Annotated in this window: 18 protein-coding genes; 11 read left to right on the forward strand and 7 right to left on the reverse strand. The window is 71.6% G+C overall.

The window, feature by feature from the left end; genetic code table 11:
- Positions 1 to 213: 213 nt before the first annotated feature.
- Positions 214 to 678, reverse strand: a complete 465-nt coding sequence (gene rraA, locus ACETWP_RS03305) for a ribonuclease E activity regulator RraA (protein WP_373970770.1) — start codon at positions 676 to 678, stop codon at positions 214 to 216.
- Positions 679 to 778: 100 nt separating this feature from the next.
- Here rraA and ACETWP_RS03310 point away from each other — a divergent pair, with 100 nt between their 5' ends.
- Positions 779 to 1,396, forward strand: coding sequence for a class I SAM-dependent methyltransferase (locus ACETWP_RS03310; protein ID WP_373970771.1), 618 nt, complete (start codon positions 779 to 781; stop codon positions 1,394 to 1,396).
- Between the two features lie 114 nt (positions 1,397 to 1,510).
- Here ACETWP_RS03310 and ACETWP_RS03315 read toward each other — a convergent pair whose 3' ends face one another.
- Complete coding sequence (locus tag ACETWP_RS03315; protein ID WP_373970772.1) at positions 1,511 to 1,735, reverse strand: helix-turn-helix domain-containing protein; 225 nt, start codon at positions 1,733 to 1,735, stop codon at positions 1,511 to 1,513.
- A gap of 463 nt (positions 1,736 to 2,198) precedes the next feature.
- Here ACETWP_RS03315 and ACETWP_RS03320 point away from each other — a divergent pair, with 463 nt between their 5' ends.
- Both ACETWP_RS03320 and ACETWP_RS03325 read left to right on the forward strand, forming a co-directional pair.
- Positions 2,199 to 2,636, forward strand: a complete 438-nt coding sequence (locus ACETWP_RS03320) for a DUF6766 family protein (protein ID WP_373970773.1) — start codon at positions 2,199 to 2,201, stop codon at positions 2,634 to 2,636.
- Positions 2,637 to 2,781: 145 nt separating this feature from the next.
- Positions 2,782 to 3,249, forward strand: coding sequence for an SRPBCC family protein (locus tag ACETWP_RS03325; protein WP_373970774.1), 468 nt, complete (start codon positions 2,782 to 2,784; stop codon positions 3,247 to 3,249).
- 46 nt (positions 3,250 to 3,295) lie between these two features.
- Here ACETWP_RS03325 and ACETWP_RS03330 read toward each other — a convergent pair whose 3' ends face one another.
- Both ACETWP_RS03330 and ACETWP_RS03335 read right to left on the reverse strand, forming a co-directional pair.
- Positions 3,296 to 3,574, reverse strand: a complete 279-nt coding sequence (locus ACETWP_RS03330; RefSeq protein WP_373970775.1) for a DUF2630 family protein — start codon at positions 3,572 to 3,574, stop codon at positions 3,296 to 3,298.
- Positions 3,575 to 3,911: 337 nt separating this feature from the next.
- Positions 3,912 to 4,655 carry an ANTAR domain-containing protein gene (locus tag ACETWP_RS03335; protein WP_373970776.1) on the reverse strand — a complete coding sequence of 248 codons (744 nt, stop codon included), beginning with the start codon at positions 4,653 to 4,655 and terminating at the stop codon, positions 3,912 to 3,914.
- 310 nt (positions 4,656 to 4,965) lie between these two features.
- Between ACETWP_RS03335 and ACETWP_RS03340 the strand changes: the two genes are divergently transcribed.
- Positions 4,966 to 5,352, forward strand: a complete 387-nt coding sequence (locus ACETWP_RS03340; protein WP_373970777.1) for an SHOCT domain-containing protein — start codon at positions 4,966 to 4,968, stop codon at positions 5,350 to 5,352.
- Positions 5,353 to 5,386: 34 nt separating this feature from the next.
- Here ACETWP_RS03340 and ACETWP_RS03345 read toward each other — a convergent pair whose 3' ends face one another.
- Positions 5,387 to 6,247, reverse strand: coding sequence for a fumarylacetoacetate hydrolase family protein (locus tag ACETWP_RS03345; RefSeq protein WP_373970778.1), 861 nt, complete (start codon positions 6,245 to 6,247; stop codon positions 5,387 to 5,389).
- A gap of 61 nt (positions 6,248 to 6,308) precedes the next feature.
- The gene (locus ACETWP_RS03350; RefSeq protein ID WP_373970779.1) at positions 6,309 to 7,496 is read right to left on the reverse strand and encodes a helix-turn-helix domain-containing protein; all 1,188 of its coding nucleotides are present in this window, start codon (positions 7,494 to 7,496) and stop codon (positions 6,309 to 6,311) included.
- A 161-nt stretch (positions 7,497 to 7,657) separates the two neighbouring features.
- On the opposite strand from ACETWP_RS03350, the gene ACETWP_RS03355 reads away from it, so the two are divergent.
- The 5 genes from ACETWP_RS03355 to ACETWP_RS03375 all read left to right on the forward strand — a co-directional run bounded on the left by ACETWP_RS03355 (position 7,658) and on the right by ACETWP_RS03375 (position 15,341).
- Positions 7,658 to 9,010, forward strand: coding sequence for an MFS transporter (locus ACETWP_RS03355; RefSeq protein WP_373970780.1), 1,353 nt, complete (start codon positions 7,658 to 7,660; stop codon positions 9,008 to 9,010).
- A 128-nt stretch (positions 9,011 to 9,138) separates the two neighbouring features.
- Positions 9,139 to 10,794 carry a thiamine pyrophosphate-dependent enzyme gene (locus ACETWP_RS03360; protein WP_373970781.1) on the forward strand — a complete coding sequence of 552 codons (1,656 nt, stop codon included), beginning with the start codon at positions 9,139 to 9,141 and terminating at the stop codon, positions 10,792 to 10,794.
- Entirely contained in the window at positions 10,791 to 12,473 is a 1,683-nt protein-coding gene (locus tag ACETWP_RS03365; protein ID WP_373970782.1) for an amidohydrolase, read from the forward strand. Before ACETWP_RS03360 ends, ACETWP_RS03365 begins: the two co-directional genes overlap by 4 nt.
- Positions 12,470 to 13,804, forward strand: a complete 1,335-nt coding sequence (locus ACETWP_RS03370) for a M20 family metallo-hydrolase (protein ID WP_373970783.1) — start codon at positions 12,470 to 12,472, stop codon at positions 13,802 to 13,804. The genes ACETWP_RS03365 and ACETWP_RS03370 overlap by 4 nt, the downstream gene beginning before the upstream one ends.
- Positions 13,805 to 13,910: 106 nt before the next feature.
- Positions 13,911 to 15,341, forward strand: a complete 1,431-nt coding sequence (locus ACETWP_RS03375; RefSeq protein ID WP_373970784.1) for an APC family permease — start codon at positions 13,911 to 13,913, stop codon at positions 15,339 to 15,341.
- A gap of 197 nt (positions 15,342 to 15,538) precedes the next feature.
- Here the strand turns inward: ACETWP_RS03375 and ACETWP_RS03380 are convergent, their stop codons facing one another.
- Positions 15,539 to 15,691 (reverse strand): hypothetical protein, encoded by a 153-nt coding sequence (locus ACETWP_RS03380; RefSeq protein ID WP_373970785.1) that lies wholly within the window; start codon positions 15,689 to 15,691, stop codon positions 15,539 to 15,541.
- Positions 15,692 to 15,759: 68 nt separating this feature from the next.
- Here ACETWP_RS03380 and ACETWP_RS03385 point away from each other — a divergent pair, with 68 nt between their 5' ends.
- Both ACETWP_RS03385 and ACETWP_RS03390 read left to right on the forward strand, forming a co-directional pair.
- Entirely contained in the window at positions 15,760 to 16,356 is a 597-nt protein-coding gene (locus ACETWP_RS03385) for a class I SAM-dependent methyltransferase (protein WP_373970786.1), read from the forward strand.
- A 139-nt stretch (positions 16,357 to 16,495) separates the two neighbouring features.
- Positions 16,496 to 17,194, forward strand: a complete 699-nt coding sequence (locus tag ACETWP_RS03390; RefSeq protein WP_373970787.1) for a class I SAM-dependent methyltransferase — start codon at positions 16,496 to 16,498, stop codon at positions 17,192 to 17,194.
- Positions 17,195 to 17,435: the final 241 nt, after the last annotated feature.

Below are 17,435 nucleotides of genomic sequence, written 5' to 3' on the forward strand. Positions count from 1 at the left end.
ATGCTTCCTTTGATCTTTCCAAAACTGCGATCAGCCATCAGGGTGCGTCGCAGCGTCGCATGTCCCCTCACACGAACCTAGGGGGGCCGCGCCGAAGTCGCAAGATGCTGGGGGTAACGGGTTTGTCCGCCGGCCTATGTGACGTGCCCGGGACCGGCGTCGGACCCGTCCGCGAGTGGCGGCCCGGCGGTGACCAGCGGGTGCCGGTGCGTACTACGCCGTCACCAGGATGCCGTCCTCGTCGCTCCACAGCGATGCGCCCGGGCGGAAGACCACGCCGCCGAACTCCACGGCCACGTCCACTGCGCCGACGGAGTCCTTCGCCGACTTCCGTGGGTTCGAGCCCAGCGCCTTGACGCCCAGTTCCAACCCGGCGATCGCCACGCGGTCGCGGATGGCGCCGTGGATGACGACGCCGGCCCACCCGTTCGCGACGGCGGCCGCGGCTATGAGATCGCCCATGAGCGCCGACTCCAACGATCCGCCGCCGTCGACCACCAGCACCGCGCCGTCGCCCGGGGAGTTCAGGACGGACTTCACCAGCCCGTTGTCCCGGTGGCACCGGACGGTCCGCACGGTGCCGGCAAAGCGGGGCCGCCCGCCGAAGTTCGCCAGCTGCAGCGACACGGACTGCAGTGACTCGTCGGCGTCGTAGAGGTCGCATGTGGTGAAGTCCATGGGCCCAGCCTACGAGACCGCCCGTTCGGCATGAAAGCGCCGGGACGAGCCGGCGTTGCCGCACCGAGCGGGCCGGTGGACACTGGGGTGGGAGGAAGCCATGGGGATCTACCGGGAACACGTCTTGCCGCGGCTCGTGGACGCGGCGTGCGGCTCGGCGGCGGTGGCCCCGTTGCGCGCTCGGGTCTGCGCCGGCCTGAGCGGAGACGTCGTCGAGATCGGTTTCGGCTCGGGCCGCAACGTGCCCTTCTACCCCGGCGGGGTGACCCGCGTCGACGCCGTCGAACCCGTCGACGCGGCCTGGCGGCTCGCGGGAACGCGCCTGGCCGCCGCCGGCGTGGCGGTGCGGCGCACGGGACTCGATGGCCAGCGCCTGCCGTTCGGCGACGACACGTTCGACCAGGCGCTCTCGACGTGGACCCTGTGCACCATCCCGGACCCGCAGGCGGCGCTCTCCGAACTGCGCCGCGTCCTCAAGCCCGGCGGGTTCCTCCGGTTCGTGGAGCACGGACTGGCGCCGGACGAGTCCGTGCGCCGGCTGCAGCGCCGGCTCGAGCCCGCCCAGCGCCTGCTCGCCGGCGGATGCCACCTGACCCGCCCGGTGGCGGGGATGCTTGCGGCGGCGGGGTTCGATGTCGTCGAGTTGGAGGAGTTCTACCATCCCGGCGCTCCGCGCTTCGAGTCCGCGTTCTCGCTCGGCATCGCCGCGTCACCCTAGACCGCGTTCCACCCCCGGACGCGCACCGGCGGGCCGGACCGGGGCGCCCGCCGTGGCGGGCCACCGTGGCGGGCCACCGTGGCGGGCCACCGTGGGGGCCCCTCGGCGTCGGGGTCAGATCGCCATGCGTCCGTGGACGGGCCCGGCGGCGTGCTCCTCGGCGATGAGGTACTCCTCCACGGCCCGTTCGGGCACCCGGTAGGACCTGCCGAAACGCACCGCCGGCAGCTCGCCCGCGTGGACGAGCCGATAGACCGTCATCCTCGAGACGCGCATGGCGGCCGCGACCTCGGCCACGGTCAGATAGTGCGCATCCTCAAACTTCTGCAACTCAATCACGGTGTCCCCGTTCGTTCGATACAATCCCCCCACGGATCACGGACCGCTCCAACAACCTGAGTCACTCGAGCGCCGTTGATCGCAAGGTAAGCACGCGCAGGGCCCCGCGCGCCAGCCCTGGGCCGTCCCCGATTTTCCCGACGGCAGGGGCCACGGGATACGGCGCCGGGACGCGCAACGCATGCTTCATGGACGAAACGCCGAGCCGACAAAGGTGTTTGTGACGCTCGCCACGCACCGACGCGAACGCACGGCGCGGGACGGGACTGCGGGAACGCCGTCGTCATGTTTCTTGGTCCGAGGCCGCGGCCAGGGCCGGGGAGGGCTCCCGTGGTCCCCGGGCCGTGCGCGACCTCACTGTGCGCGCGGTCGGGTTCGAGCGATGAATGGCCGTCCCGCCAGCGGCTCCCGGAACCGCTGCGCGCGGCGTTTTCTTGGGCTCCATGAAGCTCGTTTTCTCGCTGTGGTCGTCGACGTCGCGGAGAACTGGCAGTCCGAGTACCTGCGGTTTTCGCTGTTCATCCTGGCGACCATCTGGCTGGTTCAGCGGGGATCGCCGGAGTCCAAGAAGCCGGGAGACGAGGGGGTGGGGAACGACGCCGATCAGCTGGTGGGCCCGCACGCGCGTCCCGACAGCCCGGCGTGGGCCAAGGCCGCCGGGTGGCGCCGGACCGTCTACTTGAACTCGCTGCTGCTGGTCATGGGCTCGGTCTTCCTCCTTTCCTGGTGGGCGCAGTCCCTCGCCGGACTCGTCGTGTTCAACCACGAGCAGTCGAGCCACGGCCGGGACGCGATCGGCTGGGGCGCCTACGTGCTGGGGGCGGAGTTCTGGAACCGCACCCTGCAGAACTGGCAGTCCGAACTGTTGGCGGTCGGCAGCATGGTCGTTCTGCCCATTTAACTGCGGCAGCGCGGCTCGTCCGAATCTAAACCCGTCGGCACGCCCCATGCCCGCAGCGCCGTGGAAAGCGAATAGCCGGCCGGTCCCGGCCCGGGCACCGGGCGGCACCGTTCCGGACGTCCCCTCCGGGACCTAGGATGTGGTCATGTCGACCTACGAAGTCACCCGAAAAGCCATCATCCCCGCCGAGGCCAGCGAGGTTTTCCCGCTGGTGAACAGCTTCCGCAACTGGACCGAATGGTCGCCGTGGGAGGGCATGGACCCGGCGATGGACCGCGACTACTCCGGCAGCGAGTCCGGCGTCGGCGCGAGGTACGCGTGGAGCGGCAACCGGAAGGCCGGGGCGGGGACGATGGAGATCGTCGAGTCGGACGAGCCGATCACCATCCGCATCCGACTCGAGTTCACGAAGCCGTTCAAATCGGTCAGCCCGACCGTCTTCACCTTCGCCCCCTCCGGCAGCTGGACCGAGGTGACGTGGACCATGACCGGGGAGAACAAGGGCATCGGCAGGGTCTTCGCGCTGTTCATGAACATGGACAAGATGATCGGCCGGGACTTCGAGAAGGGTCTGGCTTCCCTGCGCGCGGCCGTCGCGCGACGCCAGGGCTAGCGCGACGGGCCCCGGGCCTGAAGGGCCCCCGGCGCCGCGGGGTCCCTCAGGCCCGGGCTTCCAACGGCTCGAGGCCCGCGAGGGCCCCGGGACGGGGCGCTTCCGCCGCATGTGCGCCGGCCCCGGCGTCCGGGGATGTCGCACGCCGCAGTAGCGTTTCCAGGCAGCGGTCGAGCTGCGCGGAGACCTCCCCGAGACGCCGGGCGCCGTCGTCGTCCTCCGGCGTCGTCTCCGCGCCGAAGGCCCGCTCGATCGCCTGCTGGCGCAGCCACTTCTCTTCGCTGATCAGATCCTCGAGGTGGTCGAGGAGGTCCTGATCGCCCATATCTTCCGCTCCTTGCTTCTGGCCGGTCGTCGTGTCCTGCTCCGTATTTGGGGCGGAGCTACGGATCGTCGATCGCGTCGGCGGTGGCGGAGGGACGGGCGGCCGCGCGCGTGAGGCGTTGCGGCGCGGGGGAGGGAGCTATCACGGAGTCTGCCTTCCGTTCGGCGGGCCGGCGTTAAAGGCGTGGCCTACTGGTGCGTCGGCTACTGGCAGAACCGGCTGAGTGCAGGATAGGCACGGCGCATCGGCGGGGTCAAGAAAAAGGGCCGCGGGCCGGGGCGCTCGCGGAAGGCGGCGCTTGGACGCGGAACCGTTGTGGCGGAGGTGTCCCGTGCCGTTAGTCCTTGAAGTACGCCTCGGACGGTTCGCCGCCGACGGACCGGACGATGTGCTCGGCGAGGTCCCGGATTTTGGTGTTGCGGTGGGAGGACGCCGCGCGGAGCATCTCGAACGCCTCCTTCTGGCCGCACCGGTTCTGGGCCATGAGGATGCCGGTGGCCAGGTCGATCGGGGTGCGCGAGGCCAGGGCGGTCTTGAGGTGGTCCCGGCTGTCGGCGAGCTGGCCGATCCGCACGGCCAGGAGCAGCGACGCGGCGGCTTGCCGGGCGTAGCCCTGGGCGTCGGCGAGGGTCTGCTCCCCGAGGGCGTGCGGGGCGGTGGCGTAGAAGTTCAGGGCCCCGGACGCGTGGTCGCCGAGGTCCAGCGGCACGCCGAGGATGGATCCGATGCCGTGCGGGGCGATGGCGTCGAGGTAGGGGCGCCAGCGCCGCTCGAGGCGCACGTCGGGCACGGAGACCAGGGTGCCGGTGCGGGCGGCGCTGAGGCAGGGGCCGTCGCCGTGGTCGTATTGGAGCTCGTCCAGTTCGAGCGCGTGGCGGTCGCTGCTGGCGACCGTGGCCATCTTCTTGTCCCGCAGCAGCGTGGCGCCGCAGTGCACGGTCGCGGGGCCGGTGGAGAGGGTCTCGGCGGCGTGGGCGGCGAGCTGGTGCAGGAAGCCGTCGACGTCGGCGCTGGCGAGGACGAGGTCCTGCAGGGCCGCCGCGACCGAACTGTCGGATGCCGGGGCGAGGGTCTGGCTCATGGTGGGTCGTTTCTCCTGCGATGCATGCCGGCGGTGCGGGTCGAGATGCCGCCGGACTCCGGTTGTCTCCATTAAACTCCAGTCCCGAGCTTGGGCGGCACCCTGGGGAGCATCGGGCGGGGGCACGTGCCCCGGACGGGGCGCCGCGATGCGGCGGGCGGCACCGTCCGGTGTCACGGCCGCGATTCACCTCGCACGGGTGAGGCGCGGCGCGGTCGCGCGGTCGCATACTGCGGGCACGGGATTGCGTCGGGCCTTCCGTTCGCAACGAGGTGCCCCGTGTCGCGGGGCGCAGGGCAAAGGAGCGACAATGGGCATCTGGGACAACCTGTGGGACTTCTTCTGGTCCCTGTTCTGGGTTTTCGTGTTCGTCGCGTTTCTGGGCGCGTTTTTCGCGGTGGTCGTGGACCTGTTCCGGGACACGGGGCTCAGCGGTTGGTTCAAGGCGATCTGGCTGGTTTGTCTGGTGTTCCTGCCGCTCGTCTCGTTGCTGGTCTATGTCGTCGCGCGCGGCGAGGGCATGGCCGCGCGGCACCACCGCGACGCCAGTGCCCGCCGCTACGCGCAGGCCACGTACATCCGGTCCCTGGCCGGGACGAGCCTGAGTGCGGAGATCGTCAAGGCGCGCGAGCTCCTCGACGCTGGGGCCATCACCGACGAGGAATACACGCGCCTCAAGGAGAAGGCCCTGGCGTAGCGCGGGACGGTGCCGGCCCCGGCCGGACTCCGGGTCAGACGAAGACGTTCCGCTGCGTTCCCAGCCCCTCGATCTCCGTCTCCAGCACGTCCCCGCGGCCGAGCCAGGGGCGCCGCCCCTCGGCGTCCCGCCGGCCGAGCGCCACGCCGGCCGGAGTCCCGGTCAGGATCAGGTCCCCGGGCAGCAGCGTGACCATGGTGGAGAGGTAGGCGACCAGCGCCGCGGGCGGGAAGACCAGATCGGCGGTCGAGTCCTCCTGGACCACCTCGCCGTTCACCCGGGTGGTGATCCGGGCGCCCTCGGTGAACTCGTCCGGGGTCACCAGGTAGGGACCCACCGGCGACGCGGCCTCCCAGCACTTGCCCTGCGTCCATTCGGTGGTGCGGCTCTGCCATCCGCGCATCGAGACGTCGTTGGACACGGCGTAGCCGGCGATGTGCCGGTGCGCGTCCTCTTCGGCGATGCGCCGCCCGGGCGCACCGACCACGATGGCCAGCTCGCCCTCCCAGTCGATGCGGTGGTCCTCCGCCGGGACCTCGATCTCGTCGAGCGCCCCGGTCAGGGACTGTGCGAACTTGGTGAACACCGTCGGGAAGCGGGGCACGTCGTTGCCGGTCTCGGCGATGTGGTTGCGGTAGTTGAGCCCGATGCAGAAGACCTTCGAGGGGTTCGGCACCAGCGTCGCGAAGTCGGCGGAGGCCGCATCGTGCCGGCCGGAACCCGGGGCGGCCGCGGCGTCCAGCGCGGCCGCGCGCGCGTCCTCGGGCGCGGCGAGGAACGCGCCGACGTCGGAGAAGCCGGTCAGTTCGGCGGCGCCTCCGTCGCGGACGACGGCGGCGAACGTCGCGGTTTCGGCGGGGCTGGAGGCATGGCGGCGGATCGTGGCGAGTCTCATGTCCTCATCCCACCACAGCGGCGGGGGCGCCGCGCAAGGCCTCCGGTCGGACGGGGGTGACTCAGGACCAGGCGACGACGAGGCGCGCGGCCTGCCGCGGGACGGTCACGTCGATCCCCGTGAGCTCGGCGAAGCGGCGCAGCCGGTTCATCAGGGTGTTGCGGTGGCAGAACAGCAGCACCGCGGATTCGGCGACGCTCCCGGTGGCCAGGTAGGCCCGCGCCGCCTCCGCGAGGCGCTCCCGCGCGACGGGACCGCACGCCGCGAGCGCGGCCTCGACGTCGGCCGCCACCGGCATCCCCGCCTCGGCGAGGCGCAGCCGGGCGATCCGGGTCCAGGACTGCTGGAGCGTCAGTGCGCACTCGTCGCCGTCCTCGACCAGCCCCGCGAGCTCGCGGGCGAACCGCGCGGCCGCGGCCAGGGACGCGAGCCCGGGCGAGTTCTCCACGAGGCCGCAGCGAAGCCCGCGGATCCGCTCGGCGGCCTCCAGTCCTGCCGAACCCGGCCGCTCGTCGGCTGGCCAGAAGGCGATCAGCCCGTCCGCCAACGGGTGCGTGAACATCTCGTTGCCGCGCCGTGCGGCCACGGCCACGGCGACCCGCAGGGCGGCCGCCTCCTCGCCCAGCGCCACCGCCACCCCCAGCGGCGCGTCCTGCGCGACGCCGATCTCCGCGGCGATGCGTTCCAGCATCGCGGGACCCGGCGGATCCTGGCCGAAGATGGCGGCCACGTGCCCCTGCCGGATGGACGAGGCCTCGGAAAGCATGCGCTGGCGCTCCGCGACGTAGGCGGCCTGGGTCTGGCTCGCGTAGGAGTCGACGACCCGCCACATGCTTTCGGTGTGCCGGACCAGCAGGGCGGCGTCGGTGTCCTCGGCCAGCGCGGTGAGCTCCTCCCAGAGGATGGAGAAGTCCAGCCGGATGGCGGTCATCAGCGACTCGATCGGGATTCCGGCGCGCGCCCGGGAGACCCCCACGTCCGTCGCCTGGGCCAGCCGGGCCTGTTCCATGCTGCCCGCGTCGGCGTCGTGCCGCAGGCTGTCGATGAGGGCGGCGAAGGAGGCGGCCCCGGTGCGGCGGATCTCCGAGGCCGGGAGGGGGGACTTCCCATAGTCCTCGATCAGCAGCACCCGCCCGAGGAAGGTGTCCGTCAGCCGGTCGACGTCGAGGCCCTCGAGCAGGCGGTGCCAGCGCGCCGCGTCGTCGCCCGGTGCCGATCCCACAATCTGTGACGTGAATAGTTGGCTCACACACCAAGAATATGTGCTTTTGCACAAGATAGATAGCGAAACGCGTCAGAATGCGTGGGCGCGTGACGCGCCTCACTTTGGCATGCTGGTACGAGTTCCAACCCGCGGGCCGATCCCCGGCGGGCACACGCCTTGAGTAAGGCCCGAGTGCGGAGGCACCCATGAACGACTACAGCGCATCCACGCGCCCACCGGTCCCGCAGACCAACCTGGAGGCCGGGGCCACCCGGACCATCTCCGACAAGGAGGCGACCAAGGTCGCCATGGGTGCCCTCGTCGGCACCGCCATGGAGTGGTACGACTTCTTCCTCTTCAGCGCCGCCGCGGCGCTGGTGTTCAACGTCCAGTACTTCGCCAACGAGAACGCGACCGCGGCGGCCCTCGCGTCCTTCGCCACGTTCGGCGTCGGCTTGGTGGCCCGGCCGCTGGGCGGGATGTTCTTCGGCGCCATGGGCGACCGGATCGGCCGCCGCAAGACGCTGATGGTCACCATCGTGGGCATCGGCGTCATCACGGGGTTCATCGGCCTGCTGCCGACGTACGCGGCCATCGGCATCGCCGCCCCGATCCTGCTGGTGCTGCTGCGCGTGGCGCAGGGCCTGTTCGTCGGCGGCGAGTGGTCCGGCGCCATGACGATCGTGGTGGAGAACGCGCCCCTGAAGCGCCGCGCCCGCTACGCCGCCCTGCCGCAGATCGGCTCGCCGATCGGCACCATCCTGTCCTCCGGCGGCTTCTTCCTGATGACGCTGATCTTCTCGCAGGAGAGCTTCAACGAGTTCGGCTGGCGCATCCCGTTCCTGGCCGCGTTCCCGATGCTGCTCGTCGCGCTGTGGATCCGCAGCCGCCTGGACGAGTCCCCGGTGTTCGCCGAACTCATGGAGTCCGGGGAGACGGAGAAGGCCCCGATCCGCACCGTGATCCGCCACCACTGGAAGCACATCATCATCGGCATGGCCGCGGCGATGCTCGGCGTGGGCGGCTTCTACCTGGTCACCGCGTTCGTCGTCTACTACGGCGTCAGCATCCTCGGCTACAGCCCGTCGCTGATGCTGTTCGGCGGCCTGGTCGCCGCCGTCGTCGAAATCCCCGTCCTGATCCTGGGCGGCCGCCTGGCCGAACGCTTCGGCGCCAGCAAGGTCATCATCTACGGCGGCATCGTCTCGGCCCTGGCCGCCGTCCCGGCGTTCCTCATGATCGAATCCGGAATCGACGCCGTGGTGGTGCTCGGCATGACGTTCGCCGTGGCGACGCTCTCCTTCCCCTACGCGGCGTCCGGCACCGTGCTGACCGGCCTGTTCCCGGCCCGCACCCGCTACACCGGCGTCGGCTTCGCCCAGAACACCGCCGGCATGGTCAGCGGCTTCGTGCCGCTGCTCGCCACGGCGCTCGTCGCCGGGGCCGGCAACCACTGGTGGCCCGCCGCCGCGATGCTGGTCTTCCTGTCGCTGTTCACCGCCGTCGCGGGCTCGATTGCGCCGCGGATGAGCGTGGACCTGCCGGGCTTCAAGCACTAGGGGCCCGCGAGGCGTCCACGCGACGCCACGGCGCGGCACACCCCACGCGCAGCACACCCACGCACAGCGGCGAACGCCCGCCAGCGCACGCGCACCCCGCGAGCGCCCCCCAGCCAACCAGGAGCACGATGTCCCAGTCCGCCGGCCACCTGATCGTCCGCCAGCTCGAAGCCCACGGCGTCCGCCGCGTGTACTCGGTGCCCGGCGAGAGCTTCCTCGACGTCCTCGACGGGTTGCACGATTCCCCGATCGAGACCGTGGTGGCGCGCCACGAGGGCGGTGCCGGATTCATGGCGCTCGCCGAGGGGCGGCTGGGCACGACGCCGGGGGTCGCGATGGTCACCCGCGGGCCCGGCGCCGCGAACGCGATGATCGCCGTGCACACCGCGTGGCAGGACGCCACCGCGCTGGTCCTGTTCGTGGGGCTGATCCCCGTGGCGGACCGGGGGCGCGACTCTTTCCAGGAGTTCAGCCTGACCGGCTGGTTCGGCAGCACCGCCAAGCGCGTGTACGTGCTCGACGACGAACACCGCGCCGCCGAGGTCGTCGCCGAGGCCATGCGGACCGCGGCCTCCGGACGCCCCGGCCCCGTCGTGGTCGGCCTGCCGGAGGACGTCCTGGTTCGCGCCACCGCGGCCGGCACCGTGCCGCCCCGCCCGCCGGCACCGTCCGCCGAGCCGCGGGCGGAGGCCGGGGAGGTCGCCGCGCTGGTCGCGGAGGCCGAGCGCCCGCTGATCGTCGTCGGCGGCGACGGCTGGGACGGCGCCGCGGGAACCGCGCTGGCGCGCTGGGCGGAGGACGCGCACGTGCCGGTCGCCGCAGACTGGAGGGCGCACGACGCCGTCCCGCACCGCTCGCCTGCCTACGCCGGCTGGCTGGGGTACGGACGCGCGGACACCCTCGCGGCCCGGCTCGACGAGGCAGACCTGCTGTTGTTCGTCGGTTGCGGCCGCTCGGACGTGCTCAGCGACGGCTACACGCGCGGCTTCGGCGCCCGGACCGTGGTGGTGCTTCCCGACCCGGACGCCGCCATGCACAGCGGGCGGTTGGACCTGCTCGTCGTCGCCGCGCCGGCGGCCTTCGCCGCGGCGCTCCCGCCCGCCGGTGCGGCCCGCGGGGTCCGCGGCGCGGACTGGATGGCCGGGCTCGCCGCCGACCAGCGCCGCTTCGCGACCCCGCTCCCGGAGGCGGGCCCCGGCGTCGACCTGGGAGCGGTGTGCGCGGTCCTGGAGCGCCGGCTGCCGGACGAGCGCGTGGTCACCTACGGCAGCGGCAACGCGACCCTGTGGGGACAGCGGTACCTGAGCCACAACGTCCCGCACTCCCTCGTCGGGCCGCGCAACGGCGCGATGGGGCTGGCGGTCCCGGCCGCCGTCGCCGCGTCCCTGGCCTTCCCGGAACGCCAGGCCGTCGCGATCTGCGGCGACGGCGACTTCATGATGAACCCGCAGGAGCTCTCCGCCGCGTTCGCGCACGGCTCCGCGCCGCTGGTGATCGTCGCCGACAACGGGATCTACGGCACGATCGCCCAGCACCAGCGGGCGCAGTACCCCGGACGGCCGTCCGGGACCGCCGCGACGAACCCCGACTTCGCGGCGGGGATCCGGTCCTTCGGCGGGCACGGCGAGTACGTGGAGCGGACCGGCGACTTCGGGGACGCGCTGGAGCGCGCGCTCGCCAGCGGCCTGCCGGCGCTGATCCACCTGCGGACCGATCCCGGGACCATGCCGCCCCCCGCGGACAACGCGCCGGGCACCCACGACGCCGGAAGGACCGCGCGATGAACCTGGACCTGATCCTGACCGACGCCGACATCATCACGCTGGAGCCCGGGCGCCCGTCCGCCCGCAGCGTGGGCGTGCTGGGCGGGAGGATCGTCGGCTTCGACGAGGAGCTCGCGGGGTGCACGGCGGACCGCGTCGAGTCCCTGGCCGGGTCCACCGTGGTGCCCGGCTTCATCGACGCCCACTGCCACACCGTCTGGTGGGGGCTGGGCCTCAGCGCCGTGGACCTGGAGCCGGCCCGCGGGCTCGAGGAGCTCTACGGGCTGCTCGAGCGCGAGGTCGAGCGGTTGTCCCCGGAGCCGGGCGCGTGGGTCAGCGGAACCGGATTCAACCACAAGAACCACGACGGCCTCTTCCCCGACATCGGTCGGCTCGACGCGCTCACCGGCGACCGCCCGCTGTACCTCCGCCACGTCTCCGGGCACCTGTCCATCACCAACACGGCCACGCTCCGGCTGGCGGGCGCCCTGGAGCCCGGATTCGAGGACCCCGTCGGCGGCGCCGTGCTTCGCGACGACGCGGGCCGCCCCACCGGGGTGATCGAGGAATCGGCGCAGGCCCTGGTCCAGGACCTGCTGCTGCCCTACCCCGTGGAACAGATCGTGCGGGCGCTCGACGACGCCACCACGCGCTATGCGGCGGAGGGGATCACCAGCTTCACCGAGGCCGGCATCGGCGGCGGCTGGATCGGGCACAGCCCGCTCGAGCTCGGGGCCTACCAGCGGGCGCGCCGCGAGGGCCGGCTCCGCGCGCGGGCCCAGCTGATGCCCGCCCTGGACGCCCTGCGCCCGCTCGCGGGAGGCGACGGCGACCTGCACGGGGAACGCTCGGGCCTCGGCCTGGACCTCGGGGTCCACGCGGGCTTCGGCGACGCGTGGGTGTCGTTGGGCCCGGTCAAGGTCTTTCTCGACGGCTCCCTGCTTGGCGCGACCGCGGCCGTGACGGAGGACTACTGCGGCCACCCGCACAACAGCGGCTACCTGCTCGACGACGCCGACGCCTTCCGCGGCCGCGTCGCGGCCGCGTACCGCGCCGGCTGGCCGATCGCCCTGCACGCCATCGGCGACGAGGCGATCGACCTGGCGACGGAGATCATCGTCGACTGCCAGCGCCGGTACGGGCGCAACGCGCTGCCCAACCGGATCGAGCACTTCGGGATCGCCCGCCCGGACCAGCTCGCGCCCGTGGCGGCGGCCGGCATCGCCGTGACGCCGCAGGCCGCCTTCATCGGCCCGCTGGGCGACCAGTTCGCGGAGCTGGTCGGCCCCGGCCGCGAGGGCTGGCTCTACCGCGGACGATCCCTGGTGGACGCCGGCGTGACCCTTGCGGGCAGCTCGGACCTGCCCGTGGCCGACAACAACGTCCGGCGCGCCATGCAGTCCTCCGTCGACCGCACCACGGAGCGCGGACGCGTGCTCGGCGGCGCGGCGGAGGGCCTGACGCCCGAGGAGGCGCTGCGCTCCTACACCGAGTGGGCGGCGCGGGCCACCGGCCTCGAGGCCGACCGCGGCACCCTGCGGTCCGGCAAGCTCGCCGACTTCGCGGTGCTCTCCGGCTCGCCGCTGACCGCGCCCGACATCGCGGCGCTGGACGTCGTCGCCACGATCGTCGGCGGCGAGTTCACCCACGACCGGCGCCGCGCCGGCGCCGCCCACCAACCGAACGGAGCCCTCGCATGAGCGCCACCGCCCCCGCCCACCCCCTGACGGACGAGGGCGCCGCGCGCGCCTTCCTCGCCGACTTTCGTTCGCTGAGCGGCATCGGCGCGACGCCGGGCGGCGGCGTGGACCGCCAGGCCGGCACGGTCGCGGACGGGCAGGCGCGCCACTGGTTCCGCGGGCTGGTCGAGGGCCACGGCTTCGACGTCCGCTACGACCGGGTGGGAAACCAGTTCGCCCTGCTGGAGCTGGTGCCGGGGGCCCCCTACATCGCCGTCGGCTCCCACCTCGACTCCCAGCCGCTCGGCGGGCGGTTCGACGGCGCATACGGCGTCCTCGCCGCGGCGCACGCCGGCATCCGCCTCGCGGCGCGGCCCGCGGAGCGCTCCGTGGACCAGACCAAGGCCCACGAGGCGGGCGCCGACGACGCCGGGGCAGCCGCCGGCGCGCCGCGGTTCAACATCGCCGTCGTCAACTGGTTCAACGAGGAGGGCTGCCGGTTCAAGCCCTCCATGATGGGCAGCTCCGTGTTCACCGGCAAGCTCACCGCGGAACAGGCCCTGGCGACCGCCGATCCGCGCGGGGTCACGGTGCGCGAGGCGCTGGCGGCCATCGGCACAGTGGGGGACTTCAGCCTGGACGTCGCCGCGTACGTCGAGATCCACATCGAGCAGGGCCGTTCCCTGGAGGACGACGGGCTGGCGATCGGGCTGGTGGAGTCCACGTGGGGCGCCAACAAGTACGAGTTCGTGGTCCACGGGGAGCAGGCGCACACGGGGGCGACCCTCATTGCGGACCGCTCCGACGCGCTGCTTGGCGCCTCCGCGCTGGTCGTGGCCGCGCGCGAGGTCGCGGACCGGTTCACGGACGACGAGCACATGGTCATCACCTCCTGCGGCGAGTTCACGGTGTTCCCGAACTCGCCCGTCGTGGTCGCCAGCCGCGTCAACCTGCTGGTCGACGTGCGCAGCACGGACCCGGACGTGCTGGCCGCGGCCGACGCCGAGCTGCACCGCCGCATCGCGGACATCGAGCGGTCCGCCGGCGTGCGCATCGAACGCGGTGCCGAGCACAACTGGGCCTCCAAGGCCTACGACGCCGCCGGCATGCGCCTGGCGGCCGACGCCGCCGACGCGCTGGGGCTGGGCCACGGCGTCGTCCGCACCCTCGCCGGGCACGACTCGACGAACCTCAAGGACATCGTCCCGACCATCATGTTGTTCGTTCCCAGCGTCGAGGGGATCTCCCACAACGAGAAGGAACTAACCCGCGACGGCGACATGCTGGCCGGCGTGGACCTGCTGACCGAGCTGCTGGGCCGCGTCATCAACGGGGAATTCGTGCGGTCCTGATTGTGGCCGGCCGTCGACGGTAGTAACTTTGCGTGTCGAGTCGTCAGCAGACGGCGAGACTCCGCCGCCCGTCGGGAGCGGAGCGGACCTGCGAGAGAAGGCAACCATGGCCACCACAGATGAACACGCCGAACCAGGCCTGAAGAAGGTGCTGGGCCGCCTCGATGTCCTCGCGCTGGGCTTCGGCGCCATGATCGGTTTCGGCTGGGTCGTCCTCACCGGCGGATGGCTGGAGTCGGCGGGAACCATGGGCGCCGTGCTGGCCATGGTGACCGGCGGCGTCATCATGTCCATCGTGGGCCTGACCTACGCCGAGCTCTGCGCGGCGATGCCCAAGGCCGGCGGCGAGCACAACTACATCATGCGCGCCATGGGCCCGCGCACCTCGTTCATCGGCTCCTGGGCGATCATCGGCGGCTACGTCACCATCGTCGCCTTCGAGGCGGTCGCGCTCCCGCGGACCGTGGAGTACATCTTCCCCGGCCTGAGCCAGATCCCGCTCTGGACCGTGGCCGGGGACGAGGTCCACCTCACCTGGGCCCTGGTCGGCGCGCTAGCCGCCGTCGTCATCACCTGGGTCAACATCCGCGGCGTCAAGGAGGCCGGGATCGTGCAGACCTTCGTGGTCCTGTTCCTGCTGGCCATCGGCGTCGTCATGGTCGTCGGCGCGTTCGTCGGCGGCGAGCCCGCCAACATGGAGCCCTGGTTCAACGGCGGCACCACCGGGTTCTTCGCCGTGCTTGTCGTGGTCCCGTTCCTCTTCATCGGGTTCGACGTGATCCCGCAGTCCGCCGAGGAGGTCGACATCCCCGCGCGGCAGATCGGCTCGCTCGTGGTGGTCTCCGTCATCATGGCGACCATCTGGTACGTCATGGTCATCCTCACCACGTCCTCCGCCATGCCGGTCGGCGATCTGGCCGGGGCGGACATCGCCACCGCGGACGCCGTAGGCGCGATGTTCGCGTCCGACTTCATGGCCAAGGTCCTCATCGCGGGCGGCATCGCGGGCATCCTGACGTCGTGGAACTCCCTGCTGCTCGGCGCCTCCCGCCTGATGTTCTCGCTGGCCCGCTCCGGCATGCTGCCGGCCTGGTTCGGCCGCCTGCACCCCAAGTACTCCACCCCGCACAATGCCCTCCTCTTCATCGGGGCGCTCAGCTTCATCGCGCCGTTCTTCGGGGCCCAGATGCTCGGTTGGCTGGTCGACTCGGGAGCCCCGAGCATTGTGCTGGCGTACACGCTCGTCGCGGTGGCTTTCCTGATCCTGCGTCGCCGGGAGCCCGGCATGGACCGCCCGCTGCGCATCGGCGGCCGCGGCAACGGCGGCCTGGCGATCGGCGTGGCGGCCGCCGTGCTCGGCACGGCGCTGTTCAGCCTGTACATGCCGGGCATGCCGGCCCAGCTGGGCATGGAGCCGTGGATCCTGTTTGGCTTGTGGTGGGTCATCGGCCTCGTCTACTTCTTCCGCGTCCCGTCCGGGATCGCCGCGGGCGAGGACGCCGAGGAGCGCCTGTTGCAGCGGCTCCGGAGCCGCTAACCCGACGCCGGACCGGATGGCGCAACGCCCAAACTCGCGGGCAGGGGCGACTCGATCGGCCGCGCTCGGGTTCGTCCAGTGGGGGAATCGCTACGCGAAATCCCCTTTCCTCTGCTGGACGAGCTCGAACTGCGGCGGCGCGTGACGCTCCGGACGGCGGGGCGATCGTTCACCTGAGGCGGCGGGCGCTGCCAGCCCTAGAACGGGACGCGGATCTGGGCCCCGAGATCCTGCACGATCTCCTCAACGGTCTTGGTGGCGTTGATGGTGGCCGCCATGCCCAGGAACATGACCGCGGAGACGACGTGCGCGAGGATGGGGGCGTTTTCGGGCCGGATCCGCTCGTCCAACCGCAGAAGACGGACCTGCGGGGTCGGCCGTGAATGCGGACCAGGATGTGCATGGGAGACTGTCCCGCATGACGAGGGACATGCGCCGCTACTGGGACGAGCAGGCGGAGGGGTTCGACGACGCTGCGGACCATGGGCTCGTCGATCCCGCGGTCCGGGAGGCCTGGGAGACGTTGCTGCTGCCGCTGGTCCCCGGACCGGGCAGCGACGTGGCGGACCTGGGTTGTGGGACCGGCAGCCTTTCGCTGCTGCTGGGCGGCGCCGGACATCGGGTCAGGGGCCTGGACTTCTCCGAGAGGATGGTGGATGTCGCCCGCGCCAAGGCGGAACGCACCGGTGTCTCTGCGGAGTTCGTTGTCGGCGACGCCTCGTTCCCACCCTTTGCGCCAGGCTCTTTCGACGTCGTGCTGGCCCGCCATGTGTTGTGGGCCCTGCCGGATCCGGGCGCCGCCGTGGCGCGCTGGACTCGGCTGCTGCGCGGTTCGGGCACCCTGATTCTCGTGGAGGGACTGTGGGGGACCGGCGCGGGCATCCCCGCGGATCGTTGCCTGGAGGTGGTTCGCGGCCACCGCAAGAAGGCGGAACTGACCATGTTGGACGACCCTGCCCTCTGGGGCAGGGCGATCACGGACGAGCGCTACCTGGTGGTCAGCGCCCCCGGGTGACGGTGTCCGCCGGCCGAGCGTGGCGACGGAGTCCCGGACGCCGCCGCCCTCGAAACACGACTCCTGCGACGGAGGAACGGCCGGACGTCGATCGGGTACGGTGGCAAAAAACCGAATCCACACCTGACGAGCCGGGAGAATGAGCGTGTCCGACTACGACGCCTTTGCGAAGGCCTACTCCACCGCGAACGAGAACAATTTGCTCAACGCCTGGTACGAGAGACCGGCGATGATCAATCTCGCCGGGGACGTCGCAGGACGCCACGTCCTGGACGCCGGGTGCGGGTCCGGGCCCTTGGCCGCGGCACTCCGCGAGAAGGGCGCCGTCGTGAGAGGGTTCGACCTCAGTCCCGGCATGGTGGCGTTGGCGCGCCAGCGCCTGGGCGATGAGGCCGACCTGAAGGTGGCGGACCTCGGGGAGCGGCTGCCCTACGACGATGACTCCTTCGACATCGTCGTCTGTTCGCTGACGCTCCACTACCTGAGGGACTGGGCCGCACCCCTCAACGAGTTGCGGCGCGTCCTGCGGCCAAACGGGCGGCTGGTCCTCTCAGTGCCCCACCCGACGGTCTACATGTTCAACTACCAGGACCGTGACTACTTCGCCCTTACCCAGTACTCCGAGGAGTTTGAGTTCGAGGGCCAGAACGCCGTCTTGACCTACTGGCACCGTCCGCTGCACGCCATGACCGACGCGTTCACCGACGCAGGCTTCCGGATCGCGGCCGTGAGCGAACCGCCGTGGGCACCCGACACGCCCACCGACCTCCTGCCGGCCAAGGCGCGTGAGCGAGCCGCCTTCATGTGCTTCCTCTTCTTCGCTCTCGAAGCGCCCTGAGATTCCGGCCGCGGCCTCGGCGAATGAAGTTGATGCGACCGGCGAAGACAGCCTCGAACGCCGGACCGACCAGGGCAAAGCCGAGCCGAAGGCAGGCCGGGGAAACGTCAGGGACGCGTTCTCGCGACCCTGATCCCGGCACGGAGGCAACGAGACGAACACCGGCCTTCCTGAGTTCCCGCGTCACGTTTCCTGGGGCTTCCGCAACCGCGACACCACCGCCCACGGATGATGCTGATCG

Origin of the sequence: Arthrobacter halodurans, assembly GCF_041877255.1 — a bacterium.
Classification (GTDB): domain Bacteria; phylum Actinomycetota; class Actinomycetes; order Actinomycetales; family Micrococcaceae; genus Arthrobacter_N; species Arthrobacter_N halodurans.

Coding starts and splice junctions, on each gene's coding strand:
- rraA (WP_373970770.1), bottom strand. CDS start 678: ATGGACTTCACCACATGCGACCTCTACGACGCCGACGAGTCACTGCAG.
- ACETWP_RS03310 (WP_373970771.1), top strand. CDS start 779: ATGGGGATCTACCGGGAACACGTCTTGCCGCGGCTCGTGGACGCGGCG.
- ACETWP_RS03325 (WP_373970774.1), top strand. CDS start 2,782: ATGTCGACCTACGAAGTCACCCGAAAAGCCATCATCCCCGCCGAGGCC.
- ACETWP_RS03330 (WP_373970775.1), bottom strand. CDS start 3,574: ATGGGCGATCAGGACCTCCTCGACCACCTCGAGGATCTGATCAGCGAA.
- ACETWP_RS03335 (WP_373970776.1), bottom strand. CDS start 4,655: ATGAGCCAGACCCTCGCCCCGGCATCCGACAGTTCGGTCGCGGCGGCC.
- ACETWP_RS03340 (WP_373970777.1), top strand. CDS start 4,966: ATGGGCATCTGGGACAACCTGTGGGACTTCTTCTGGTCCCTGTTCTGG.
- ACETWP_RS03345 (WP_373970778.1), bottom strand. CDS start 6,247: ATGAGACTCGCCACGATCCGCCGCCATGCCTCCAGCCCCGCCGAAACC.
- ACETWP_RS03355 (WP_373970780.1), top strand. CDS start 7,658: ATGAACGACTACAGCGCATCCACGCGCCCACCGGTCCCGCAGACCAAC.
- ACETWP_RS03360 (WP_373970781.1), top strand. CDS start 9,139: ATGTCCCAGTCCGCCGGCCACCTGATCGTCCGCCAGCTCGAAGCCCAC.
- ACETWP_RS03365 (WP_373970782.1), top strand. CDS start 10,791: ATGAACCTGGACCTGATCCTGACCGACGCCGACATCATCACGCTGGAG.
- ACETWP_RS03370 (WP_373970783.1), top strand. CDS start 12,470: ATGAGCGCCACCGCCCCCGCCCACCCCCTGACGGACGAGGGCGCCGCG.
- ACETWP_RS03375 (WP_373970784.1), top strand. CDS start 13,911: ATGGCCACCACAGATGAACACGCCGAACCAGGCCTGAAGAAGGTGCTG.
- ACETWP_RS03385 (WP_373970786.1), top strand. CDS start 15,760: ATGACGAGGGACATGCGCCGCTACTGGGACGAGCAGGCGGAGGGGTTC.
- ACETWP_RS03390 (WP_373970787.1), top strand. CDS start 16,496: ATGAGCGTGTCCGACTACGACGCCTTTGCGAAGGCCTACTCCACCGCG.